General features: G+C 36.0%; 23 protein-coding genes. 11 read left to right on the top strand and 12 right to left on the bottom strand.

Annotated features, from left to right (window positions below):
• The 3 genes from G525_RS0115830 to G525_RS0115815 all read left to right on the top strand — a co-directional run.
• A partial coding sequence (locus G525_RS0115830) for a transposase (protein WP_027127025.1) occupies positions 1-324 on the top strand: 324 nt, incomplete at its 5' end.
• A 491-nt stretch (positions 325-815) separates the two neighbouring features.
• Complete coding sequence (locus G525_RS21220) at positions 816-1805, top strand: sterol desaturase family protein (RefSeq protein WP_051209978.1); 990 nt, start codon at positions 816-818, stop codon at positions 1803-1805.
• A gap of 322 nt (positions 1806-2127) precedes the next feature.
• Positions 2128-3189 (top strand): DUF3667 domain-containing protein, encoded by a 1062-nt coding sequence (locus G525_RS0115815; RefSeq protein WP_027127024.1) that lies wholly within the window; start codon positions 2128-2130, stop codon positions 3187-3189.
• A gap of 164 nt (positions 3190-3353) precedes the next feature.
• Here G525_RS0115815 and uvrA read toward each other — a convergent pair whose 3' ends face one another.
• A complete protein-coding gene (gene uvrA, locus G525_RS0115810) occupies positions 3354-6137 on the bottom strand; it encodes an excinuclease ABC subunit UvrA (protein ID WP_027127023.1) in 2784 nt (927 codons plus the stop codon).
• Between the two features lie 227 nt (positions 6138-6364).
• On the opposite strand from uvrA, the gene G525_RS0115805 reads away from it, so the two are divergent.
• Complete coding sequence (locus G525_RS0115805; protein ID WP_027127022.1) at positions 6365-6949, top strand: RNA polymerase sigma factor; 585 nt, start codon at positions 6365-6367, stop codon at positions 6947-6949.
• A gap of 631 nt (positions 6950-7580) precedes the next feature.
• Here G525_RS0115805 and G525_RS0115800 read toward each other — a convergent pair.
• Positions 7581-8237, bottom strand: a complete 657-nt coding sequence (locus G525_RS0115800; RefSeq protein ID WP_027127021.1) for an endonuclease III domain-containing protein — start codon at positions 8235-8237, stop codon at positions 7581-7583.
• A gap of 37 nt (positions 8238-8274) precedes the next feature.
• Here G525_RS0115800 and bcp point away from each other — a divergent pair, with 37 nt between their 5' ends.
• Positions 8275-8727: a thioredoxin-dependent thiol peroxidase gene (gene bcp / locus G525_RS0115795; RefSeq protein ID WP_027127020.1), complete on the top strand. Its 453-nt coding sequence runs from the start codon at positions 8275-8277 to the stop codon at positions 8725-8727.
• Between the two features lie 57 nt (positions 8728-8784).
• Here the strand turns inward: bcp and G525_RS0115790 are convergent, their stop codons facing one another.
• Positions 8785-10239 carry a nicotinate-nucleotide adenylyltransferase gene (locus G525_RS0115790; RefSeq protein WP_027127019.1) on the bottom strand — a complete coding sequence of 485 codons (1455 nt, stop codon included), beginning with the start codon at positions 10237-10239 and terminating at the stop codon, positions 8785-8787.
• A 90-nt stretch (positions 10240-10329) separates the two neighbouring features.
• Here G525_RS0115790 and G525_RS0115785 point away from each other — a divergent pair, with 90 nt between their 5' ends.
• Both G525_RS0115785 and G525_RS0115780 read left to right on the top strand, forming a co-directional pair.
• Entirely contained in the window at positions 10330-11100 is a 771-nt protein-coding gene (locus G525_RS0115785) for an MBL fold metallo-hydrolase (RefSeq protein ID WP_027127018.1), read from the top strand.
• A complete protein-coding gene (locus G525_RS0115780; protein WP_027127017.1) occupies positions 11097-11318 on the top strand; it encodes a hypothetical protein in 222 nt (73 codons plus the stop codon). The genes G525_RS0115785 and G525_RS0115780 overlap by 4 nt, the downstream gene beginning before the upstream one ends.
• Before the next feature lie 281 nt (positions 11319-11599).
• Here the strand turns inward: G525_RS0115780 and G525_RS0115775 are convergent, their stop codons facing one another.
• From G525_RS0115775 to G525_RS0115755, 5 genes are all read right to left on the bottom strand, one after another.
• Positions 11600-12256, bottom strand: a complete 657-nt coding sequence (locus tag G525_RS0115775) for an alpha/beta hydrolase (protein WP_027127016.1) — start codon at positions 12254-12256, stop codon at positions 11600-11602.
• Positions 12257-12263: 7 nt separating this feature from the next.
• Complete coding sequence (locus G525_RS0115770; protein ID WP_027127015.1) at positions 12264-12587, bottom strand: DUF4870 domain-containing protein; 324 nt, start codon at positions 12585-12587, stop codon at positions 12264-12266.
• A 1-nt stretch (position 12588) separates the two neighbouring features.
• Positions 12589-13842, bottom strand: a complete 1254-nt coding sequence (locus tag G525_RS0115765; RefSeq protein ID WP_027127014.1) for a dihydroorotase — start codon at positions 13840-13842, stop codon at positions 12589-12591.
• Positions 13839-15764, bottom strand: coding sequence for a BatA domain-containing protein (locus tag G525_RS0115760; protein WP_027127013.1), 1926 nt, complete (start codon positions 15762-15764; stop codon positions 13839-13841). The genes G525_RS0115765 and G525_RS0115760 overlap by 4 nt, the downstream gene beginning before the upstream one ends.
• A 107-nt stretch (positions 15765-15871) precedes the next feature.
• Positions 15872-16879, bottom strand: coding sequence for a glycosyltransferase family 2 protein (locus G525_RS0115755; RefSeq protein ID WP_027127012.1), 1008 nt, complete (start codon positions 16877-16879; stop codon positions 15872-15874).
• Positions 16880-17030: 151 nt separating this feature from the next.
• On the opposite strand from G525_RS0115755, the gene G525_RS0115750 reads away from it, so the two are divergent.
• A complete protein-coding gene (locus tag G525_RS0115750) occupies positions 17031-18920 on the top strand; it encodes a M61 family metallopeptidase (protein WP_027127011.1) in 1890 nt (629 codons plus the stop codon).
• Between the two features lie 57 nt (positions 18921-18977).
• On the opposite strand, the gene G525_RS0115745 is transcribed toward G525_RS0115750, so the two are convergent.
• From G525_RS0115745 to G525_RS0115735, 3 genes are all read right to left on the bottom strand, one after another.
• Complete coding sequence (locus G525_RS0115745; protein ID WP_027127010.1) at positions 18978-20459, bottom strand: S10 family peptidase; 1482 nt, start codon at positions 20457-20459, stop codon at positions 18978-18980.
• A 203-nt stretch (positions 20460-20662) separates the two neighbouring features.
• The gene (locus G525_RS0115740) at positions 20663-21853 is read right to left on the bottom strand and encodes a sensor histidine kinase (RefSeq protein ID WP_027127009.1); all 1191 of its coding nucleotides are present in this window, start codon (positions 21851-21853) and stop codon (positions 20663-20665) included.
• 59 nt (positions 21854-21912) lie between these two features.
• On the bottom strand, positions 21913-22686 hold the full coding sequence (locus tag G525_RS0115735) for a TIGR02757 family protein (RefSeq protein ID WP_027127008.1): 774 nt from the start codon (positions 22684-22686) through the stop codon (positions 21913-21915).
• A gap of 203 nt (positions 22687-22889) precedes the next feature.
• On the opposite strand from G525_RS0115735, the gene G525_RS22310 reads away from it, so the two are divergent.
• Together G525_RS22310 and G525_RS22305 are read left to right on the top strand one after the other, a co-directional pair.
• The gene (locus G525_RS22310; protein ID WP_157491955.1) at positions 22890-23033 is read left to right on the top strand and encodes a hypothetical protein; all 144 of its coding nucleotides are present in this window, start codon (positions 22890-22892) and stop codon (positions 23031-23033) included.
• Positions 23020-23193, top strand: coding sequence for a hypothetical protein (locus tag G525_RS22305; protein WP_157491954.1), 174 nt, complete (start codon positions 23020-23022; stop codon positions 23191-23193). Before G525_RS22310 ends, G525_RS22305 begins: the two co-directional genes overlap by 14 nt.
• Before the next feature lie 5 nt (positions 23194-23198).
• Here the strand turns inward: G525_RS22305 and G525_RS0115720 are convergent, their stop codons facing one another.
• Positions 23199-23858: an ABC transporter ATP-binding protein gene (locus G525_RS0115720; protein ID WP_027127007.1), complete on the bottom strand. Its 660-nt coding sequence runs from the start codon at positions 23856-23858 to the stop codon at positions 23199-23201.
• A gap of 244 nt (positions 23859-24102) precedes the next feature.
• Here G525_RS0115720 and folE point away from each other — a divergent pair, with 244 nt between their 5' ends.
• Positions 24103-24699, top strand: a complete 597-nt coding sequence (gene folE, locus G525_RS0115715) for a GTP cyclohydrolase I FolE (RefSeq protein WP_027127006.1) — start codon at positions 24103-24105, stop codon at positions 24697-24699.
• Positions 24700-24712 lie beyond the last annotated feature (13 nt).

The raw sequence follows: 24712 nt of genomic DNA, 5'->3' as shown, positions 1-24712 counted from the left end.
TTTGTCGACCATATAAGCCGGGAAGCCAATGTTACAACGGATAAATGGAGAGGTTACAGGCCCATTGCAAAAGCCTACAACATCAAACAAATAGAAAGTAACAAGGGATTAAATTTTAAAGCGCTCCATACAATGATACACCAGGTCAAATCTTGGATAAGAACAACCTATTCCTGGGTAAGTCCTGACAATCTAAACAGGTATTTTAATGAGTTTTGTTTTAGAATAAACCGCTCACAGAGCAAAGCCACAATATTCAACAATCTTATTGTGAAAATGGTGCAAAGAGACAAAATATATCAGACAGAATTAATAAGCAACTAACTACTGACCTCTATAAAATGAAATAAATTATAATTATTTGTTTTTCATAAAAACTAATCTTGACTGAAGAAAACTAAAGCACTAACGGATAGAAAAATTGATAGTAAGTTGAGTTCATTTTTAACAAAAGAATCTGAATAGGAAAAAGAACGGAAAACCGACAACTTAAAATCCAACCAAACTGTTTTTCAAGCTAAGAATTATTTAGGTGTTTTATAGAAGTAATACCGATTGTTGGGATGGAATCTGCTCGCATAACATTGAGAAGTAGTTTTGAGCTCACAAATTTTCACTTATTTATATAAATAAAGTGGTTATTGAAACAATATATATTGAATTTAACCGTTAACTAATTGATTACGAGCTGTAATTTGCATTTTTGGCAATTGCTTTAAATTTGATGACCGCTTTCTCAATAGCCACTAATTTATTACTTACCTTTTCCGGCTCAATAATGAGTCTGAATTTTAGACTTTTTCTTAATTATTTATATGGATTTTACCAATCCCCTTGTATACGGGGTCCCTTGTTTTTTAGGCCTTATTTTATTAGAACTTACTTACAGTAAAACGCATGATCATAAAGATCTATACAACTGGCGCGATTTATTTTCTAGCGTTGGGATGGGTGTGGGCTCAGCAATTATTGCTCCGCTTGTTAAGACAATAACCATCATTCTTCTTTTTAGTTTTGTTTATGATGTTTTTAATCCAATAGTAGATGGTGTGCGAACCAACATAATGGGCTACGAGTCGTTCGGTTACGCCTGGTATATTTGGATCTTTTGTATGCTTGCTGATGATTTTTCGTATTATTGGTTCCACCGTCAAAATCATATGGTCAGGTTCTTCTGGGCTGCTCACATTGTGCATCATTCCTCTGATAATTTTAATTTAGGAACGGCGGTTAGAAATGGTTGGTTTACTATTTTTTATAAGCCAATGTTTTATGTTTGGATTGTAGCTATTGGTTTTCCTCCAGAAATGCTCGTGGTATGTTTAGGTATTGAAGCGCTCTGGCAGTTTCAACTCCACACTGTATTTATACCTAAATTGGGGTTTTTGGATAGGTTCTTAAATACCCATACCATGCATCAAGTGCACCACGCATGCAATATTGAATATATGGATAAAAATCACGGTGGAATTTTAAATGTGTTTGACAGAATATTTGGCACATGGAAACCGCTGGATGAGAGCATTGACATTACTTATGGAGTTACATCGCCACCAGACTCTTATAATATATGGGTGATTTTAACCCACGAATACGCCGATATTTGGCGTGATATGAAAAAGTCTAAAAATTTAAAACACAAATTTATGTATGTTTTTGGACCTCCAGGGTGGAGTCACGATGGTAGTACAAAAACTATAAAACAGGTCCGAAGGGAATTGGCCTTGGAGAAACTGAATTTGTCAGAGCAAACCATGACTAAGCCTATTGGAAAAAAACTAGAGGGTAAAGTTTATACGTCTTGAATTAAAGCTTCAGGTTGATTATTTAAATCTCCAGATTATGATGGAAAATGATCTTTCTGCCGATAAAGGATCTTTAGATGTTCTCTATTTCTCATCTTTTTTGGAAGCCACGAGATATGGTTATAAATTTGAGCCCTAGAAATATGATGCACTGGTGAATAATGGTTTGTGTTTTATTAAAGAAAGTCGAATTGAAAAGTCGAATTTAAAAATTGATAGGAAATAATATTTCATGTCATGAAAAAGATGGCGAACGGCACTCTACGAATTCAAAGAATGCCCCATTTTTTTATTACATTTATCACCTTTAATAAGTTTCTTTATGCGGAGATCTTTAAAAGAGTGTAGTAACTGTATTCATCAATTCGAGAGCCATTTTCCGCATTGTCCTTATTGCGGACAGAAAGCTAAGGATCAGCTGACCTTAAATGTGCTCTTTAATAACACCATTAGCAATTATTTTTCAGTAGACGCGCGATTTTTTAAGAGCTTTATGCCTCTCATGCTTAAGCCCGGCTATCTTCCCAAGCAATTTGTCGAGGGCCGGCGCGTAAAATATTTACATCCAGCTCAGATGTATTTATTCATTTCAATAGTGTTTTTCTTTTTATTTTCATTTGTGAGTCGCAAACAAGTTGAAGGCTTAGATACTCTAATTAAAAAAGATATTGAACACTCTCAAGCAACTAGAGATTCTATTCATAAGGCATCTCAAAGTAAAGCTAGTGATCTTTATAAACTTGCCTTAAAGAATGAAGATCTGAATTCAATCTCAAATTCGTCACAAACTAAGCTTCTTGACTCTGTTATAAAAGTTGAAAAAAAAGAAAACAGTTGGTTTTTCGACATCAGTGAGGTTGAAATTGACTCGTTGGTAATTGCTGGCGTTCCGGATGATGAGATTTATAAAAAGATGGGCTTGAAGGCTAGTGACGGATATTTTACCAAACGCGTTTATAAACAGACCTTAAAGTTTTTTAAAACCAAAAGTGGAGGATCCATTCTACAAGCATTTCTTGATAGCATTCCTTTGGCAATGTTCATTCTTTTGCCAATTTTTGCGCTTATTTTAAAATTGTTTTACTTTAGAAAAGGAAAGTTTGTGCATCATTTGGTTTTCACTTTTTACTTTTTTGCTTTTTTGTTCAGTGTTTTTGGCATTTTGGTAATCGCGAATTTAATCTGGAAGGACTTTCCAGGTTGGATCATGACCTTAACTATGTTTTCAACATTTTTCTATTTGGTTTTGGGCGTAAAACGATTTTATGGACAGGGGTATTTATGGAGCTTTGTAAAAAGTAATATGATCAGTTTTGCGTTTTTGTCATTAGTGCTACCTTTCGCTTTGTTGATTATGGGTCTAATGGCTCTCCTGTTTTATTAGTGAAACCCAATACCCGAAAGTGGAGCGCATCGGCTATTGCCGGTTGAACTAATCCCGAATTTGGGGGGGATCTGAAACCAATACCCAAAAGCGCATCAGTTTTAATGTATAGCCCATTGAAAATTGACGTCTGTCGATTAATTACTGCCAAATACCAACTGAGTCTAAATTTTCTCCTTTAAATACTTTCCGGTTATAGAGTTTTTGTTTTTGACCAATTCTTCTGGAGTACCTGCTGCCACTAATTTTCCGCCACGTTGGCCACCTTCAGGACCCAGGTCAATAATATAATCCGCGCATTTGATCAATTCAAGATTATGCTCAATCACAATGATCGAATGTCCTTGGGCTATCAATGCTTGAAAGGATTTTAAGAGTTTTTTGATATCGTGAAAGTGCAAACCTGTAGTTGGCTCATCAAAAATAAATAAGGCATTGTCACTTCTAGAACCTTTCCCCAAAAATGTAGCCAACTTTATACGTTGTGCTTCCCCACCAGAAAGGGTAGAGGAACTTTGGCCTAATGTTACGTAGCCCAATCCAACATCTTGTAATGGCTGTAGTTTGTTTTGAATTTTTGATTGGTTGTTTGCTTCAAAGAAGTGAATTGCGTCATCAATGGTCATGCTGAGGACGTCATCAATATTTTTATCTTCAAAAGTGACTTCCAAAACTTCCTTTTTAAAACGTTTGCCGTTGCAGGTTTCACAAGTTAAGTGAACATCTGCCATAAACTGCATTTCGATGGTTACTTCACCATCACCTTTACAGGTTTCACAACGCCCACCATCAACGTTAAAACTAAAATGTTTAGCTTGGTAATTTCTTATTTTGCTCAACTTCTGATTGGCGTAAAGCGTTCGGATATCATCATAAGCCTTGACATAAGTCACCGGATTTGATCGTGAAGAACGGCCAATAGGATTTTGATCTACAAACTCAATATGTTTGATGTTTGAATAATCGCCTTTAATTTCTGTAAACTGTCCTGCTTTATCGCCAAAACCTGTCAAATGCTTTTGAATTGCTGGATATAAGATTTTTTTGACCAAAGTACTTTTGCCACTTCCAGAAACACCTGTTATCACCGTCAACATATCTAGAGGAAACGTTACATCAATATTTTGCAAATTATGTTCTCTAGCCCCAACAATATCAATATGATATTTGGAGGTGCGTCGATTTTTTGCAACTTCAATTTTGAGCTTCCCATTCAGGTACTGTGCTGTCAAGGAATTTGATTTTAGAATCTCCTTATAATTCCCAGCTGCAACAACTTCACCACCAAGAGTTCCTGCTTCTGGTCCAATATCAATGATTTCATCGGAGGCTTGCATAATATCTTCATCATGTTCCACTACAATAACTGTATTGCCCAAATCGCGCAAAGCTTTGAGCACAACAATTAGTTTTTCAGTGTCTTTAGGATGGAGTCCAATACTTGGTTCGTCTAGAATATACATGGAGCCCACTAAACTACTGCCCAAAGAAGTGGCTAAATTTATCCGTTGACTTTCACCACCAGATAACGTATTTGATTTCCGGTTGAGTGTTAAATAATCCAATCCCACATTCGATAAAAAGGCCAACCTGTTTCTGATTTCCTTCAACAATCGGTTGGCAATGGTACTGTCATAATCATCCAATTCCAATTGCTCAAAAAACACGGCCAATTGATCTAAGGGCATTGATACCAAATCGGTTATGGTCACACCATTAATTTTTACGTAGTTGGCTTCCGGTCGTAAGCGTTTACCGTGACATTTGCTACATTTGGTTTTACCTCTATAACGGGAAAGCATCACGCGATTTTGGATTTTATAGGCTTTTGATTCCAATTCTGCGAAGAAACCGTCTAAACCTTCAAAATATCTATTGCCATCCCAGATAAGTTGCTTTTGAGTATCTGTTAGCTGGAAAAATGGCTTATGAATGGGGAAATCAAATTTATGTGAATTATTGACCAATTGATCCCGGAACCAACTCATGGTCTCTCCGCGCCAAGGGAAAATGGCGTTTTCATAAACAGAAAGTGCCGTATTTGGAATGACCAGTTCTTCGTCAATACCGATGACATCTCCATAACCTTCACATTTTGGACACGCCCCGTAAGGATTGTTGAAACTGAACAAATGCACATTGGGCTCCAAAAAGGTCATGCCATCCAGTTCAAATTTATTGTTAAATACAGTTTGCTTATGGTCGGATAAGGATTCAATAATTGTGGTGCCTTTGCCTTCAAAAAACGACGTTTCGATAGCATCTGCCAGTCGGTTGTAAAAATCGTCTTCATGCTTGACTATAATTCGATCCACTACCAAAAATAGTTCTGTTTTTATTTTATGCTCAAAAGCGTCCTCAATACGAAGCACTTCGTTATCTAATTGTACTCTTGCATAACCTTGCTGCTGCAATACTTTTAATTTATCGACCATGGTACGGCCTTCTTCTAGAATAATTGGAGCGAGAAGGAGAAGTTTTTCACCGTCGTCAAATGTTTTCACCAAATTGAGAACATCGGCAGTCGTATGTTTTTTGACTAGATTACCAGAGATAGGAGAGTAGGTTTTGCCTATTCTTGCAAATAGCAATTTTAAATAATCATAAATTTCGGTGGTTGTCCCTACAGTGGATCGAGGGTTGGTAGAATTCACTTTTTGCTCTATGGCAATAGCCGGAGCAATTCCTTTGATATAATCTACTTTTGGCTTGTTGAGCCTTCCTAAGAACTGACGGGCATAACTAGATAAACTTTCTACATAGCGTCTTTGACCTTCAGCGTATAAAGTATCAAAAGCTAAACTTGACTTTCCCGAACCTGATAACCCTGTAATGACCACTAATTTATTGCGCGGAATGACCACATCCATGTTTTTGAGGTTGTGGAGGTTGGCGCCTTTAATAATAATATTTTGTTTCGGATTTACTTCTGAAAGGTTAAGCTTCATAGTCATTTTCACATATAAGAATGCAAAGATACTACATCTAGTTCAGTCCTTGAAAAAAGTTATTGTGCAATAAAATGTTAAAGTTTAAGACTAATTTTTGCATTATAGGAATGATTGTTGTTATATTTGACCACAAATATCTAAAACAGAGTTGCCTATATTCTAATATTACTTTATCAAGATTAACCCCAAGCGAGGAAGTATTCCAAGCCATTAAAGTAATAATTATGAAATACGAACTTATCACGGACGCTGTTTTAGTGAGCAATTACCTTAAAGGAGACGAAAGTGCTCTTTCTGTATTGATTACCAGACACAAGCAAAAAATTTACGGATTTATCTATTCTAAAGTTTATGATAGAGATCTCACTGAAGATATTTTTCAGGATACTTTTATAAAGGTGATCCGCACGCTTAGATTAGGAAAATATAATGAAGAAGGTAAGTTTTTACCTTGGGTCATGCGTATTTCCCATAATTTGGTTATTGATCACTTTAGAAAGAATAACCGAATGCCCAAATTTGACAATACAGGAGAATTCAGTATTTTTTCAGTTCTTAGCGATTCGTCCTTAGATGCTGAAAAAGGAATGATTAAAGAACAAATCGAATCGGATTTGAGACGCTTGATTGAAGAACTGCCAGACGATCAGAAAGATGTGTTGGTCATGCGTATGTATAATGATATGAGTTTTAAGGAAATTTCTGAAAAAACAGGCGTCAGCATTAATACGGCATTGGGTAGGATGCGCTATGCATTAATCAATCTGAGAAAGGTCATTGATCAAAAAAACATAATTTTGACCAATTAATGATACTAAATAAGAATTTGTTGCGTTAATAGGTGTATAGTCTAACAAATACTCCTAAATAATGGCAAAACTTTACTCTCAATGCTCTCAAAAAGGCGACAACATTTCCCCAAAAAATGAGAACCTAAATCCAAAAGAAGAGACGGTAAATTTTCTTTTGAATTATTCTAAGGCTTTAAGTGTTATACATTGTAATAAATGGAAGTTTGAAGCACTTCTAAACTAAGATTGCAAAAGTCCCGAGAATTAGCTCTTCGGGACTTTTTTTATTCTTGCGAAAGCGTGAATCCTTGAGTTTCAGCATAGCTCATCTCATATTAAAAATGCTCAATCAAGATTGTTATGTTCTTATTTCTTGAAAACCATAGTACCATTTCACGAGTTTCAATTTGGTGAATATCAAGATTATCTAACCTCAATAGAATATGTAGCCTTCTGAAGTTTTCACACTTGAAGTCAGAGCCATAAAGCATTTATAGCGGGTTAATAAGTGCGGTCCAGCAAATCTACAGGAGTCGGCGCGAATTAATTGACATGTATAAGACATAGAGTTGTCAGAAGCCATTAAAACTGCTGTTTTTGTCATGTACTTATCAGTTTCAGGTTAGAGATATTGGAATTTGGAACTTTTCTATTTCAGATATTGGGGATGCGCTTTCAACACACTCGCTCTTCCAATAGTTCTCGTTATAATATCCTTTTCCAAATCCCAGCCTCGCGCAGGAGAATATTCTCGGCCATACCATATCATTTGTAGGTGCAAATCGTTCCAGATCTGTTCAGGGAAAAGTCGCTTGGCATCCTTTTCTGTCTGTACAACATTTTTTCCATTGGTCAGGTTCCAACGATACATCAAGCGGTGAATATGAGTGTCCACAGGAAAAGCAGGAAATCCAAAAGCTTGAGACATCACTACGGCTGCCGTTTTATGGCCAACGGCTGGCAATGCCTCCAAGGCTTCATAGGTTTGTGGCACTTGACCATCATGCTGATCTATCAAAATGTGGGACAAGCCGTAAATACCTTTACTTTTCATTGGCGATAAACCACAAGGTCTGATAATTTCCCGTATTTCTTCAATAGAAAGTTTGATCATGTCAAACGGGTTATCAGCTTTGGCGAATAAGAGTGGCGTAATTTGATTGACCCGCACATCAGTACATTGTGCAGATAACAAAACGGCAATTAAAAGCGTATAAGGATCTTTGTGATCTAACGGTATGGGAATGCTTGGATAGAGTTGGTTTAACGTATTTATAACAAAATCTACCCTTTCTTGTTTGGTCATTAGTTGTATTTTTACAAATATCAAATTAATAATAGTTATGACCAAATTAAAAGCAGGAGACAAAGCTCCAGATTTTTCAGCAAAGGATGAACAAGGAAATACGGTTTCTTTATCAGATTATAAAGGAAAGAAACTAGTTATATTCTTTTATCCTAAAGCAAGTACGCCAACATGTACCACTGAAGCTTGTAATCTCAGAGATAACTATGCGGACTTAAAGGATAAAGGTTATGAAATATTGGGCGTCAGCGCCGATAGTCAAAAAAGACAATCCAACTTTAAAAATAAATTTGATTTCCCGTACCCTTTATTGGCAGATGAAGGCAAGGAGGTCATTAAGGCCTTCGACGTGTGGGGAGAAAAAAAATTTATGGGTAAAACCTTTGATGGCATTCATCGCGTGACTTTTGTGATTGATGAGAATGGCGTAATTGAAAAGGTGATAGACAAAGTGAAAGCTAAAATCCATACAGAACAGATTTTAGAATAAATTAAAGTAAAAAATCTGCAAAAAAAAGACCTTAGCATTTCAAACTAAGGTCTCTTTCTAGGATTTACGAAAAACCTCTTCTGCTTCATAGCCAAAGAGACTTTTTTCCTTTATAATTTTTGCAACACCAGATGGCAATAGCCCTTCCCAGCCTTCTTCACCGCTAGCAATGGATTTTAGTACGGATCTTGAGAAAATTGACAGGATTGAAGGATCATAATCCGTTATATCAACCACTTTTCCGTTATACTTAAAGAATTTATACAATTCCTTCATTCGTGGATGCACTTTTAGGTTTTCACTATCGGTTAAGGTGCCGTCTTCATTTTCCATAGGATACAGATACACGCGCAAATCCTTAAAGAACAGTTTTCCGAAAGCTTCCAAAATGCCGCCACTTAAATGACGGTAATATTTCTCATCAAAAATATCAACTAAGTTATTGACGCCCATGGATAGGCCCATTCTGTTTTTAGAATATTGAGAAAAATACTCCACCAATTTATAATATTCCTGAAAATTGGAAATCAAAACCGTATGGCCTAAAGAACATAGTAATTTTGCTCGGTCCATAAAATCTTGTTCGTCAATTTCGCCTTCTGCTCGTAAGTTGGAAAGCGTAATCTCAAAAACTACTTGGGTATTGTTCGGGTCTACTTTATTTTCTTTGACAAACATGTCATAAGATTTCTCAAACATGTCAATGTTTACCTTGGTTACAGGTCTGAAACTACCACGTAATGCCAAAATATTCTTTTTATAGAGAATACTTGCTGGTAGCACATTGTTGCCATCAGGAGCAAACATCACCGCATCTGTCATATTGTTTTTGACCAACTGCAAACTCATTAATCGGTTGTCCACATCCTCAAAAACAGGACCTGAAAAGTTGATGGTGTCAATTTCTATTTGGTCTTTATCCAGATGGTCATATAAATAACGCAATAACTTTTTAGGTTCATTGTACTTGTAATATGCACCATATATGAGATTTGTACCTAATATTCCGAGGGTTTCTTGTTGCAATCGGGCGTCATTCTCTCTAAAACGTAAATGAAGAATGATTTCGTTATAGGCCGCTTCGTCGGACTCAATCTGATATTTGATGCCTACCCAGCCATGACCCTTGTATTTTTTTGCAAAATCAATGGTAGTTACCGTGTTCGCATAGGAAAAGAACATTTTATTTGGATGTTTTTCCCTTGAAATGCGATGTTCAATCAAGTTAATTTCATGGGTCAACATTTTGCGCAAGCGCGCTTCTGTTACATAACGCCCATCATCTTCAACACCGTAAATGGCGTCACTAAAATCTTTATCATAGGCGGACATGGCCTTGGCAATGGTGCCTGATCCACCTCCAGCTCTAAAAAAGTGACGCACAGTTTCTTGGCCGGCACCAATTTCAGCAAAGGTTCCATATATATTCTCATTGAGATTAATACGAAGCGCTTTGGTTTTTAACGACGGAATTTCTTCAAATTCTTTGTCACCCTTTAAGGTAATCTCCATGTTATAGATTCAGTTTTGTAATGGACAAAGGTATCGAATTGCATACTTAAAAGAAAAAATAAACTTACTTTTGTTCTAAACAGAACACCTTTGAAAATTACATTTTTAGGAACAGGCACATCCCAAGGAATTCCAGTGATTGGAAGTACTCATCCGGTATGTTTAAGTACCAATCCAAAAGACAAGAGACTTCGGGTTTCTGTCTTGATAGAATGGAAAAATTATACTTATGTTGTGGATTGTGGCCCTGATTTTAGACAACAGATGCTTAATGTGAAATGCAATAAACTCGATGGTGTTATTTTTACTCATGAACACGCCGATCATACCGCTGGTCTGGATGATATTAGACCATTTTATTTTAAACAGGGTGACATCCCCATTTATGCTCACAAAAGGGTTTTAAAAGCACTAAAAAGACGTTTTGATTATATTTTTGAAACTGAAAATAAATATGCTGGTGCGCCAGGCGTGAAGCCTATTAGGATCGAAAATAAACCATTCCCATTAGGCGACTTGCAGGTGGTGCCCATCAATGGATGGCATTATAAATTACAGGTTTTTGGATTCAGATTTGATGATTTTGCTTATTTGACAGATATGAAAACCATTGACGATGCGGAGGTCGAAAAATTGAAAGGAGTCAAGATTTTAGTGGTTAATGCTTTAAGAGAAACAGAGCATATTTCGCATTTCAACCTTAAGGAAGCACTCGCTTTAATTAAAAAAGTTAACCCAGAACACGCTTATCTAACACACATTAGTCACATGATGGGATTTCATGATGAGGTAGAACAAAAGCTCCCTAAAAATGTTTTTTTGGCTTATGATAATTTAGAAATCAACTTAAACAATTTATGAAAGGAAAAATTTTCATGTATATATTCGTCTTTGCGTTATTATTGATTGTATTTCAATATGTCAATTCAAAAAACATCTTTGAGACGTATCAAGAAAAAATGTCGAAGCATATCGAGAGAGAACAAGTGCTTAAGGATTCGATAGTACGACTTAATAAGGAATTGTTAGAGCTGAAAAGTGAACGTCAGATAAAGCAAAATGGGAAGGATTCCATCTGATAAAGCTGTAATTTATTCAATAACAAAGACTTAGAATTAAAAAAGTTTTGTGGTGGTTACTTTTTACGAATGTTTTATCCGCGAATACACGAAAATTGACGTGTTTTTACTAACCATTACAAATCTATTTCAATAAGCTGAATTTCGGTCTAGCATTGAAGTACTCTAGATTTCCGATCCGTTGGGAATTATTCCACAATTGTATTTTAAACAGAAGTTTTTACGTGCAATCAAGTTTTTTTTTCTTGGTTTTTTAGGTACAGCAAGAAATGCTGAGCATCTTACTTTTCCAGTCTCTTGTTTAACCATGTTCTCAATTCGTAGAAATTTTGCGGTGCAACGCCATGACCAGTAGGGAATTCACTATAGGAGTTTTTAATTGATAATCCATTCAAGAACTGAGGCGCTTTTCGTGCCCATTCCACCGGTATGACCTGATCGACACTACCGTGAGAGCAATAAAAGCTTAAGCGAGCATAGTCTTTGGTTTCTAGATCGTCCGGAAGCATTTCAGGACTGATATAGCCACTTAGTGCGATAATGTTATTTACTTTCTCAGGATAGGTCAAGGCGACAGCATAACATAAAATAGTACCTTGACTAAATCCTAAAAGCGTCACGCTGTCCTTATTTATCGGATAGGTTTCTTTAACTTCATCAATAAACTTTGCAATCAAATCGCGCGATTTCAAAGCTTGCTCGTTGTCATTCCATTTGTTCATTTCAGCATCAAAATTAATCGCGTACCATGCATTTCCATAGGGTTGCATAGGGTAGGGTGCTCTTGCCGAAATCACAAACAATTCTTCAGGTAATTCAGAGGCAAAACTAAAAAGATCATTTTCATCACTGCCATAACCATGGAACATGATGAGTACAGGTGCACCTTCTTTTAAAGTTGAAGGCCTTGTGATGTGGTGTAAGGAGAGTGCAGACATAAGTAAATTATATATTTTTAAACCATTCTTGGAATTTCTCGCCAAAAACAGGGATAGGTTTAGATTCTTCTTTTATGGCAAAATAAATTGCATATACCCAGCAAGCAAAAGTGATAATCCAAAAGGCAGTGCCCAAAAGACTGTTGACATATTGTTCTACCAAATTTGAGAAAATGAGCATGATCATTAAACCAATCATTTGTCTAATGTGGAATAGTACAAATGGATTTCGCTTTTCCAAATTCATGATAATGGCTATAATCAGACCAATAAATGTGATGTAACAAAGAATGGCCAATGTTTTGCCATCTTTTATAATAGAGTTTTGCATGCTACTTTAATACCAGTTGGTTATTTGAAAATACGCCATAAACTTTCCCTTTAAGTTGATACCCTTCAAAGATGGCGTTTTTTGAGGTAGAAAGAATCATTTCCTTCGTGAAAGCATAATTTTCAGTTGGATTGAACAAGGTCAACTTTGCTTTTTCGCCCTCTTTAATAATTGTGGATTTCATTCCAAAGCGCTTCTTGCCTTTTGTTAATAAGTCAATGGTTTTTTTTATGGTAAAAACCGTGTTCAAAGCGCCAAACGCAGATTCCAAACCTATGCTGCCGTTCTTAGCATAATCAAATTCTATTTTTTTATGTTCAATATCGATAGGATTGTGGTCACTGGTCACCATGTCAATAGTCCCATCTTTTAATCCTTCAATAAGTGCATCGCAATCTGATTGTGTTCTTAATGGTGGCGTCACTTTAAAACGTGTATCGAAGGTTTTTAATTCATCGTCAGTTAAAATTAAATTATGAATAGCTACACTGCAGCTCACATTCAATTTTTTGGCTTTTGCATTTCTGACCAATTCTACTGATTTGGCTGAGGAAATAGTCGGGATATGCAGTTTTCCGCCCGTATATTCCAATAAAAACAAATCGCGTACGATCTGTAGTTCTTCGGCAAGCGCAGGGTTGCCTTTTAATCCCAAAGAAGTACTCATTACATTTTCATTCATAACTCCAAGTCCAGAAATCTTTGATTCCTGTGGAAATGAATAGATCAATCCGTCAAAATTACTGGCATATTGAAGCGCCAATTTCATTAGATTTGGATTTCTGATGGGTTTTTGGTAATCATAGTAAGCAATAGCCCCGGCGTTTTTCATATCGAATAATTCCGCTAAATCTTCGCCATCACTATTTTTTGTCAAGGCACCAATAGGATGCAGATTGACCACATTGCCCAATGCTTTACTTTTTAAGAATGAAATATCGGCATAGCTATCAATTACAGGATTCGTATTTGAGTTGACGGCAACATCTGTAAAACCTGATCGTGCAGCCGTTTTAAGACCGTTTTCAATGGTTTCACGTTCTTCATAGCCAGGCTCTCCAAAACTAACGCTGCTATCAAACCAGCCTTGGGAAACATGTAGGTTGTCTAGGTTAATTTCCTTGATGTTATTCGGATTTTTGATTTGTTTTGAGATTTGGGTAATCACTCCCTTTTCAATAAGAATATCGCAGGTTTCGTTGTGAAAATCGCTTTTAGAGTCTACTATGGTGGCAGATTTTATGAGTACGTTCATTTAAGAAGTTTTAAGATGAGCATTTCAATAATTAAAAAAGCTATTGCAAAAATAACAAACCATTTCCATAGCTCATTAACATTTGAGATACTTTTTATGTCATCGATTGTTGAAGCGATAGAACTATTTTTTGTGCTGTTGGTCACTTGCGAAAGATTCATATAATTAAGATGGCTTTCATCTCTGTTATAATTATAGCTCAGGTGCTGAATAACGTCATCTTTATTCGTGACTGCAAAAATGCCTGCAGTAGCCGGTGATTCTTCAGTAATTAATTGAACCTTATGACTAAAGGTTTGCTGCAATGGGATAATGGAAGTTTCAGGGTTTACAAGTCGTAAAACAGCGTCTTGATGCACGGTTGTATGGATGTCAATAGTGTTTTTAGTGCCAATAGAATAATATAAGCGTGGTAATTTTAAACTTTGCTTACCGATATTATAAAGAACGGGCACGATGAGAGGTGAGTTTTTAAAATTGGAGTTACTCTCATTTAATGCAGCCGAGAACGTGTAAACACTATTTGAATGATTTAAAAATGCAGCATTATCTTCAAAACTCAATATGTTTTCTCCTCCTGAATTGGACAAATTATAAAATAAATTCACTTTTGGATATTGAAAATTATCCACTTTTTTATCGAAAACATTTGCTAGAAGTGGATGAGAGAAATTGATTTTAGTAATCCGTTTTTCTATTGAATTTTTGGAAGTAAAATTCGGTAACAAAAAATTATTAAATAATTGATTATAAGAATTTAAATCAGTTTGATCTGAAGGAATAATTAAAATACTGCCACCATCATTTGAAAATGAACTTAAAGAGGTGATAAGCGCATTGGGTATGCTTTTTAATTCATTAAGGACAATTAAATTTTGATCCACAATACTATTATAATTCAGCTCATTGTAATCGACAAGGGTCAAATCAAATTCGTCATCGGAATAGAGTTTTTTTAAGAAATCAGATTTTGCTTCGCTAATCACCAATACTTTTATCCGTTTCGTTTCATCCAAATTAAAATAGAATGTGTTGTCATAGGTCAAATTGGCATCATCAATCGTGATTTTTCCTTTAAAAGCTTTATTATTAGGAATTGTGAAAACAGTTGCTGCCTTATCATCTAAGGCCACCGCCGATTTCGCTAAAAGTTGATCGTTTTCAAACAAAGAGACTGACATGGTCTCAATAGGATTCCCTTGGTTGCTCAAATTGACAGTCAATTCCAGTGTTTCTACATTGATTTTGGAAATGTATAAAGAATCAATACTCACATTACTATCGTGTTTGGGTTGTAATTGCACCAGTCGATAATTGACAAGACTATCTTTCTCAATTGCTAAAATTTCATTCCTTTGTTGAAAATCTGAAATTAGGACCAAGTTTTTGATGCTACCCTTGTCCTTAGAAAATGATTTCTTTCCTTTTATAAGAACAGCTTCATAATCTAGTTGATTGGAAGAATAGGAGAGTTGCATTAACTCGTTTTTGACAGCTTTAAGAGTTGTATTTGGAAAGTTAAGGTCGTTGGTAAAAATACTTAAATTCTCATTTTCATCAAGATGCTCAATTAAATCCTGAATAGCGGTGTTTAACAAGGGGCCATTTTTACCTTTGGTCTGCATGCTAAATGAATTGTCCAAATAAATGACAGTTTCACTTTTCGTATTAAAACTATCAGTACTGGCCTGATAGGGCTGAGCAAAAGCAATAATGATACACGCCAAAAGCAGTAATCGTGTCAATAAGGTCAGCCATTTTTTAATTTGGGAACTCTTTCGGGTCTGTAAAGTAATATCCTTAAGAAACTGGACGTTGGTAAAAGCGACTTTTTGATACTGTCTGAGTTGAAATAAGTGGACAATTATAGGAATTATGAGCAGCAGTAACGCGTATAGGATTTCCGGATTTTTAAACTGCATTCCTTTTTTTTTGTTTTAGAGGTCGATCAAGCGTGTCAAATATAAAAAATACACGAGGATTTGCGCCTTCTGATTTTGAGAAATTTAACGTTTATAACTATAGTTTACTAACAAAAGAAGAAATAATCTAGAGCTTTTTCCAAGTGATGGTTTTCTAAAATGGACCTAATTTGTTTTTGTGAAGTTTTATTGGCTACAGTGATGATAATTTGCGGGTTTTTAAAATGGCTTAAAGCAGAGACGGAATAAAGTTCTATTTTATAGATATGTTTTCCAATTTTCTTCGGATTGTTGCAAATCCATAGAAACGGCATTTTGTTTTTCTTAAGAAGTTTAGCGCAAAATTTCCCCTTAAAACCTGCGCCCCATAAAACTAAAGGTCGATTAATATCTCGATCCAATTTTATAAAATAATCTACTTTTAACTTTAAAAAATGGTTGGCTGCGTAATGGTCATCAGTTCTTGAGGTCCTTGAACTGTAATCTCTCCAATGATGGAGGACTTGATCCGTTGGAATGCATTTTAAACTGTGCTTGTAGAATCTAAATGCCAGATCATAATCTTCCGGATAGGTCGTGCTGTCGAAAGCGCCACATGTCATAAAATCCTCGCGATATACCATCCAACATGGTGAAGGAATGACACATTCTTTATAGATTTCAGAATAGTTTGTACCTTTTTTTGTCAGTCCGTTGAGCCATTGTTCGTAATTGGAATACCCTTCGCCAAGGTGGTCTTCACTAAAATAATTCACTAATCCGAGAGCAATGCTTCCTTTACCGTGGATCTTTAAATTTTGGGACATCACTTCCAGTTTGTTGGGAGTCATCACATCATCACTGTCCATTCGGGTGATCAACTGGCCTGAACTCTTGTCAAGTGCTAGCCTTAACGCCTCAATAATTCCTTCGCCGGAATTTTTAAATACTTTAATCCGAGCATCTTTTTGAGCAAAGTCAGCCACTAAATTATAACTCTCGTCTGTGGAATGATCGTCAACAATCAGTAGTTCCCAATGCGTGTAGGTTTGGCTGATTATAGATTGGAGGCATTCGTCCAAAAATCGGGAACTATTTTTAAAGGGCGTCAATATACTAATCAATGGCTGCTGCATGCTGCTAAAATACAATTTCTAATTTAACATAAACTTCACTAAAAGGAAGGTTGGGCATTGTAGTTTTGTCTCATTCTGAAATGCTCATTATTTTCCATGTTCTTAAATTGGAAGAGCATCGAAGCCTATATAATTTTAAACTTAAACGACTATGAAACATTTATTATCAACATTGGCGTTGACCGTGCTCCTTGTTGCTTGTGGCCCATCAAAAAACACAAGTAATGATTTAGCAGTAAGCAATCCTATTGTAACCAATATCAATTTAACCGCGGTGAGCAATGATAAAGTTCCTGTGGTGATCAATCCAGGACGGTTTACTGAAGAAACCGTAACCTATTATTTGCCAAAAGTGGTACAAGGCACCTATAGCGTCAGTGCATTTGGAAGATTTGTAGACGATTTTAAAGCGCTTGATTATAATGGGAACCCCTTAGAATTTACCCATCCTGAAGAGAACACTTGGGTGATCAGCAATGCCCAGCAACTTGATAAAATTGTGTATAATGTTAATGATACTTTTGATATAGAAGACGAAGGTGGTATAGGTGGAGAAACACCTTTTTCACCGGCAGGAACCAATATAGAGCCTGATAATTATGTCTTGAACTTACATGGGTTTATTGGGTATTTCGATAATTTAAAGAATAATCAATATACTTTGGATGTTACCGCTCCCGCAACATTCAAACACAGCTCTGCACTACAGGCGAATGCTTCTAAACCAAATGCAGATGGCACTGCAATTACAAATAGCTATTTTGCACCGCGCTATTTTGACATTACTGATAATCCTATGATGTACGGCGATTTGAGCATTGAAGAGTTTATGGTGGATGACATAAAGGTTGTATTGAGCGTGTATTCGCCAAACAAAACGCATAGTGCAGCAGATTTAAAGCCATCTATGTTTAAGATGATGAAAGGCCAAAAAGCTTATTTGGGTGATATCAATACCACGCCACGTTATGATATTTTCTTGTATTTGGCAGATGATTCTGAAGGTGCACCAAAAGGTTTTGGAGCTTTGGAGCACCATACCTCTACGGTGGTTGTTTTAATGGAAGGCATGTCAATTGACGCTCTTGAAGAATCAATGATTGATATCGTATCTCACGAATTTTTCCATATTGTGACGCCACTTTCTGTGCATTCAGAAGACGTCCACTATTTTGATTATAACAACCCGACATTCTCTAAGCATTTATGGATGTATGAAGGTATAACCGAGTATTTCGCGCAACACTTTCAAGTTTATGAAGGCTTGATCACGAATGATCAGTTTTATGCACAACTGATGGAAAAAATCCAAACATCAGGATATTTTGATGATACCATGAGTTTTACCTTAATGAGTGAAAATATTTTGGACGCGCCTTATGCGGATAATTATATTAATGTCTATTCAAAAGGAGCTTTGATTGGGATGTGCATTGATATTTTGATGAGAGAGGAGAGTAATGGACAACGCAGCATGATCTCTTTAATGAAAGAACTTTCAGGACGTTATGGAACAAATAAACCATTTAAGGATGCTGAATTGATTGCTGAAATTTCCGAAATGACCTATCCGTCTGTAGCAAGTTTCTTAAAAAACCATGTTGAGGGCACAACGCCAATAGATTACAATGTGTTTTTCAATAAGGTGGGATTGACTTTAGGTGATAAGAAAATTGAAACCTCTTATATTCAAGATGGCAGTGGATTTATTTTTGACGGTGACCGCGAGAAAATGACCTTGAATTTTTCAGAAGGTGTTGCCAATAATAGTTTTTGGACTGAAGAAGGCCTTTTGCCTGGAGATATTGTGAAAGAAGTAAGCGGTAAAATTTTATCACTCGAAAATGCACAGGCACTCATTGGCGAAATGTACCAATGGCAACCTGGTGCCGATTATAAGATTAAAGTTGAACGTGACGGAAAGGAACTGGAGTTTAAAGGCAAATTGAAACAAGCCTATACCATCAGTAAAAGTTTGATAGAAGATGAAAACTCAACAACAGCTCAAAAAGAGCTTCGTGAAGCGTGGTTAAAAGGATAGACGACCTTATAGCAAATAAAAAAAAACCTGATGAAGTGAATCATCAGGTTTTTCTGTTTAGTACTTTGCCGCTTTTCCATTAGGAGCAGAGTCTAATATGAATTGCCGTATATCCTCTGTAGCAGTTTTTAGATCTTCCTTTCTTAGGTACATCATATGCCCACTTCTATAGCCTTTAAAGGAAACACGGTCATTCAATGTCCCGCTAGGATCCATTTGTGCTACCGTATATTTAGCCGCAAAATACGTAGTTGCACCATCATAATAACCGGATTGCACCAATACTTTTAAATAGGGGTTTTGAGCCATTGCTAAGCGTAAGCCATCTCGCGTATTATCATTTTGACGGTCCCAAGGATGGACGTCACCAAACATATTATATTTAATATCAGTTTTGAATTTGAGTTCCTCACGAATGTAATAATTTATGGCTGGCGTAAAGGAATGTAGCCAAGAAGTTAGTTCTGAATTATAATCAGGAGAATTTCCTGCGGCCATTTTATCAATTCCTAAATACCGTGAATCCAATCTACCTATCGTAAAGCCTTTATCACGCAACAATTCTTTCCAGAAGAAATTTGTCGGAACATTTAAATTATGATCAATGACTGCTGATTTATCCAAACCCGAATACAAACTCATTTTTTCGGCAATCTGATTTCTTTCTTCATCTGAAATAAAACCGCCTTTTGCAATGGCTGGCATCAAGTTGTTGATCGCATAGGTTTCAACCTCTGGTAGGATATCCAATAAATCCTTTTGCTGTAATGCAGGCGAAAGTGCTTTTTGATACCAAGCTGCCGCAGTAAAATAGGGAAGATTTAATGCCGAATAAATAGGCTGATCGGTAGAATAGATCTTATAATCGGCTGGTGACACTAAAATGACACCGTTGAGATACATCCATTGGCTATTTTGTAACTCTCTTGACAATCCCATAACTCTCGGACCACCATAACTTTCACCGATTAAATATTTTGGCGATTCCCATCGGTTTTTTCTTGAAACAAAAGTGTTCATCCATTCCGCTAAGTATTTTATATCGGCATTGATGCCAAAAAATGTCTTTCTGTCTGGCAGTTTTCCATCCTTATCTTCAACCATTCTAGAATAGCCGGTATTCACAGGGTCGATAAAAACAATATCGGCAACGTCTAAAATAGAATGTGGATTGGGTTTAACGCCATAAGGTTGTACAGGGTAACCTTCATCGTCAATATTTAAAATAACTGGCCCTGTATATGCAATATGCATCCAAGCAGAGGCAGAACCTGGTCCGCCATTAAAAGAAAAGATGATTGGTCTTTTTTCCTTTTCGCTATTACTTTTTTTATAATAGGTATAAAATAAGGTCGCAATAGGTTCGCCTTTAGCGTTCCAAACGGGTTGTGTGCCTGCCGTGGCTTGGTAAGAGAGATTTTGACCATTAATAACAACGGAATGGTTGGTAACAACCTTGGTGTCTAAAGGTGTTTTTTTGACTTGCGAAAAAAGCAAGCTTACAGAAAAGGTAGCAAGTAATAAAAAGTAGTTCTTCATAAAGTTAAAATTTAAAACCTTTAAAGATAAATGGATTTATTGGAAGCTATTTTGAAAAACTGTTAAAATAGAAAATCTATCGCGAAGCCATAAAAAAAAGCATAATGTGCCACCTATTTCCAATTAAAATAAAAATCAGCATGAATGAAGAAACTGATAAGAAAAACCACAATGCACTCGAACAAACCCGATCAAGTATATCTTTATTTTGCAATTGTAAAAGTAAAGACACTTCCTTTACCCAAATCAGAGCTTACATTAATTTCGCCTCCTAATTTATTCACCAAGTTTTTGATTGTACTCAGTCCAATGCCAGTGCTTGGTTTTCTGTTTTTATCAGGAATGGTGGCAAATAACTTAAATATTAAACTCTGCTTGTCTTTCTCAATTCCAATCCCATTATCTGAAACCGAAAATTTATGGAATTTCGGCTCTTCTGCATAGGAAATGGTGATTGCGCGGTGTTCATTTTGATTATATTTGAGAGCATTATCCACCAAATTAATCAATATTTGTGTTAATGCTGACTTATTGATGTTTTCAATGTCATCTTGTCCAGAATGCGTAAGACTATCATTTTTAGTGAGCAAAAGCTGCTTAATATCCTCAGTTAATAAGGAGAGTTGAACGTCTTCCTTTTCTGCCTTGAGAAGTTCGTCAGCTTTATAATGCAATAGGATGCCATCGATATAGTCTTTGAGAATCAAGGCTGAATCTTCAATATACTCCAGGTATTCTAATGAAGAATCGGAATGCTTGCCTTTGAGATCATCTTTCAAAAGATAGGTCAATGAAATAATATTGGCTAAAGGCGATTTCAAATCATGGGACACATGACTAGCAAATTGTTTTAATTCGATATTGTGTTTGGTCAATTCGTATTTTGCAGTCTCCAATTTCAAGTTTTGGCGTCTTAATTCCATTGAATTGACCACCTGTTTGCCCAACGTAATGAGTGCGTATTTTTGTGAATCAGTTAAAACCCTTGGTTTGTGATCAAAAATACACAAGGTTCCCAATGCATAACCTTCTGGATTTATGAGCGGTACGCCAGCATAAAAAATAGCACTTGCAGCTTCAATTAATGGATTGCCGATAAACCGTTCATCCAATCGGGCATCTTTAATTATAAAAATAGGTTCATTTGCTAAAATAGCATGCCCACAAAATGAAATATCTCTAGGAGATTCCTTAAACGGCACGCCATGGTGAGATTTAAAATAATTGCGATCCTTGTCGATAATTGTAATTAAAGATACAGGCGCATCACATATGGTAGCCACAAGACTGGTCATATTGTCGTAATCTTCTTCTGAAAGGGTATCCAGCAATTGATATTCAGAAACGATTTTCAAGCGTTGGAGTTCATTAGCGGGTAATTGGGGGATTTGCATGTGTGTTTTTTTTAGTAATCTTTCGTTTTTATAATCCAAAAATAATTATACAATATAGTTTAAGGTTTTGAAAAACCTTCAAAAACGCCCAAACCAAAAAGAGCGAAATCGTATTTTACCGGGTCATTTTTATCTAATTTCCTTAAGGCCTTGTCTAATTCATCCAAGCCTTTTGCGTCATTTTGCGGTCTTTTCAATAACCCTAAAGACCGGGCAACATTTCCTGAATGGACATCTAGAGGGCATGAAAGTTGGGAAGGAGATAGGCTTTTCCAAATTCCGAAATCCACACCGTTGTTATCATTTCTGACCATCCATCTTAAAAACATATTGATACGCTTTGCTGCCGAATTTCTGAAAGGATCACTCACATGTTTTTGCGTTCTGGGCAAGTGTTCAATTTCAAAAAAATGCCTTTTAAATTGATGAATGGCTGATTGCGTTGAAAAGCGTTCTGAATGTTTAGAAAAAACAGATTCTAGACCGTTGTGATTAGTATAGATATGGTTTAAACTCTTTATAAATTGAATAAAATCGTCTTCGTTGAATGTTCTATGGACAAAATATCTTAATTTTTCTAAATCAGAAGATTCGTGATTTTTCACAAAATCGTAAGGTGAGTGGTCCAGCATGAGCATCATTTTATTGGCGTTGGTAATAATGCTTTTTCGGTTTCCCCAAGAAATGGTTGCCGTTAAAAACCCAGCAATTTCAATATCTTCCTTTTTCGAGAATTGATGCGGAACCTGAATGGGATCACTTTCTATAAATCGTGGATGATTATACTCAGTAACTTTAAGGTCTAAAAACTCTTTTAATTCTTTTTTCTTCAATGGATGCTATGATTTTTCATTCTTTACCCTATGGTTGCCTATAGCGCAATTTCCTTGCCACATTATTTTTCTTAAGCCGTCTAAACCTGATTAGGCCAATTTCATTTAACGCTATCAAAACAATTTTAAGCTCAAATCAAATTTGTGTTTTTGGAATGGTTTAAATTAGTTAATTTAGAGCAATTCATTAAATTTTGATACAAATGAAATCTATTATAAAATTCGGTTTAAAATCAGCGGTTGCTCTTTTTGTGATTGGCATTGGCACCAAGTTGGGCAAGGACGCTATAAATGATTTAAAACAATTTCAGGACGATCGTAAAACCTCAAGCAATGGAAGATACTAATGATATCGTTGATTCAACGTTAAATGTCGTAAGCAACTCAATAAATAATTTTGACAATGTTTTGGGCCATGTGCCACTATATAAAAGTGGTCACAACATTGGTGGTGCCATTAGTAAACTCATTGATTCTATCGTCGATGTTATTCCAGATTTAAAGTAGTTTACTTATACGATTTTTCCATCTACCATTACTAATTTTCTGTCGGCCATATCTGCCAATTCCTCATTATGGGTTACGATGACGAAAGTTTGGCCAAACTCATCACGCAATTTGAAGAAAAGGTTGTGCAAATTTTCAGCACTCTCACTGTCTAGATTCCCTGAAGGTTCGTCAGCAAAAATTAGTTCTGGATTATTGATCAGCGCTCTAGCTACGGCAACACGTTGCTGTTCGCCACCGGAGAGTTCACCTGGCTTATGGTTATATCTATGGCTCAATCCTAAAAAGTTCAAAAGCTCTTTCGCTCGTTTTTCAGCGTCAGCTTTTGCTGTTTTCTTTATAAAAGCTGGAAGACAGACATTTTCCAACGCTGTAAATTCTGGCAACAATTGATGAAATTGAAAAATGAATCCAATATGCTCATTTCTAAACTTGGCGAGATTTTTATCTGACAAGCCTAGAATATCAACATTATTGATATGAAGAGTGCTATGATCTTTGGACGACGCTCTATCTAAAGTACCCAAAATTTGCAACAATGTCGTTTTGCCTGCGCCGGAAGCACCTACTATGGATACAATTTCTCCTTTTTGAATGTTAAGATGCACACCTTTAAGAACATGCAAATCATTGTAATATTTGTGGATATTGGTTGCTTTTATCATAGACTCATAATTGCAAGCAAGTTAGCATTTTGTTTGCTTTTGTACAATTATGGACTGGTATTATTATTAAAAGGAATCCAGACATATCAATATAAATTTATAATCATATAAACATGTCATAATTAATATTTTCGCGTCCAAGAGGGTTAGAGAAACATTTAAGAATTGGACCTAAGTTAAAAAATTTAATGGTTTTAATTTCCACATAATTCCTTTACATTTATCATTAAATAATTTAGAACCGATGGGATACAAGCATTTTGAAGAATATAATATCAAAGTTACTGAAGATGTTAAACAGAGATACGAGCGCATTATTGAAGACCTAGGTGAAGATATTACCCGAGATGGGCTGTTAAAAACTCCTGAACGTGCTTCCAAGGCCATGCAATTTTTAACACAAGGTTATAGTCAAGATGCCACGGAGATTTTAAAAAGTGCTATGTTTAAAGAGTCCTACAATGAAATGGTCATCGTTAAGGATATTGAAGTTTATTCCCTTTGCGAACATCATATTTTACCATTTTTCGGAAAAGCACATATTGCCTATATTCCAAATGGACAAATTGTCGGTTTGAGCAAATTGCCAAGAATTGTGGATGTATTTGCCAGGCGACTACAAGTGCAAGAGCGTTTGACCCAGCAAATTTTAGACTGCATCAACGAGACGTTAAAACCGCAGGGCGTTGCTGTTGTTATTGAGGCATCGCATATGTGTATGATGATGAGAGGTGTACAAAAACAGAATTCAGTGACGACAACGTCCGGGTTTAGAGGTCAATTTGAAAAGATTGAAACCCGCAATGAGTTTTTAAAATTGATCAGTAATAAATTCTCTTGAGCACTTTTGGTAT

It is taken from the genome of Gelidibacter mesophilus DSM 14095, assembly GCF_000423005.1.
GTDB lineage: Bacteria > Bacteroidota > Bacteroidia > Flavobacteriales > Flavobacteriaceae > Gelidibacter > Gelidibacter mesophilus.
This window is presented reverse-complemented; position numbering and strand designations above follow the sequence as displayed.

Excerpts from the sequence above, each read along its gene's own strand:
- G525_RS22310 (WP_157491955.1), top strand. The coding sequence starts at position 22,890 with ATGAAATCTATTATAAAATTCGGTTTAAAATCAGCGGTTGCTCTTTTT.
- G525_RS0115720 (WP_027127007.1), bottom strand. The coding sequence starts at position 23,858 with ATGATAAAAGCAACCAATATCCACAAATATTACAATGATTTGCATGTT.
- G525_RS0115770 (WP_027127015.1), bottom strand. The coding sequence starts at position 12,587 with ATGCAAAACTCTATTATAAAAGATGGCAAAACATTGGCCATTCTTTGT.
- G525_RS0115740 (WP_027127009.1), bottom strand. The coding sequence starts at position 21,853 with ATGCAAATCCCCCAATTACCCGCTAATGAACTCCAACGCTTGAAAATC.
- G525_RS0115790 (WP_027127019.1), bottom strand. The coding sequence starts at position 10,239 with ATGGAGATTACCTTAAAGGGTGACAAAGAATTTGAAGAAATTCCGTCG.
- G525_RS0115805 (WP_027127022.1), top strand. The coding sequence starts at position 6,365 with ATGAAATACGAACTTATCACGGACGCTGTTTTAGTGAGCAATTACCTT.
- G525_RS0115755 (WP_027127012.1), bottom strand. The coding sequence starts at position 16,879 with ATGCAGCAGCCATTGATTAGTATATTGACGCCCTTTAAAAATAGTTCC.
- G525_RS0115815 (WP_027127024.1), top strand. The coding sequence starts at position 2,128 with ATGCGGAGATCTTTAAAAGAGTGTAGTAACTGTATTCATCAATTCGAG.
- uvrA (WP_027127023.1), bottom strand. The coding sequence starts at position 6,137 with ATGAAGCTTAACCTTTCAGAAGTAAATCCGAAACAAAATATTATTATT.
- G525_RS21220 (WP_051209978.1), top strand. The coding sequence starts at position 816 with ATGGATTTTACCAATCCCCTTGTATACGGGGTCCCTTGTTTTTTAGGC.
- G525_RS0115765 (WP_027127014.1), bottom strand. The coding sequence starts at position 13,842 with ATGAACGTACTCATAAAATCTGCCACCATAGTAGACTCTAAAAGCGAT.
- folE (WP_027127006.1), top strand. The coding sequence starts at position 24,103 with ATGGGATACAAGCATTTTGAAGAATATAATATCAAAGTTACTGAAGAT.
- G525_RS0115745 (WP_027127010.1), bottom strand. The coding sequence starts at position 20,459 with ATGAAGAACTACTTTTTATTACTTGCTACCTTTTCTGTAAGCTTGCTT.
- G525_RS0115800 (WP_027127021.1), bottom strand. The coding sequence starts at position 8,237 with ATGACCAAACAAGAAAGGGTAGATTTTGTTATAAATACGTTAAACCAA.
- G525_RS0115750 (WP_027127011.1), top strand. The coding sequence starts at position 17,031 with ATGAAACATTTATTATCAACATTGGCGTTGACCGTGCTCCTTGTTGCT.
- G525_RS0115760 (WP_027127013.1), bottom strand. The coding sequence starts at position 15,764 with ATGCAGTTTAAAAATCCGGAAATCCTATACGCGTTACTGCTGCTCATA.
- bcp (WP_027127020.1), top strand. The coding sequence starts at position 8,275 with ATGACCAAATTAAAAGCAGGAGACAAAGCTCCAGATTTTTCAGCAAAG.
- G525_RS0115780 (WP_027127017.1), top strand. The coding sequence starts at position 11,097 with ATGAAAGGAAAAATTTTCATGTATATATTCGTCTTTGCGTTATTATTG.
- G525_RS22305 (WP_157491954.1), top strand. The coding sequence starts at position 23,020 with ATGGAAGATACTAATGATATCGTTGATTCAACGTTAAATGTCGTAAGC.
- G525_RS0115775 (WP_027127016.1), bottom strand. The coding sequence starts at position 12,256 with ATGTCTGCACTCTCCTTACACCACATCACAAGGCCTTCAACTTTAAAA.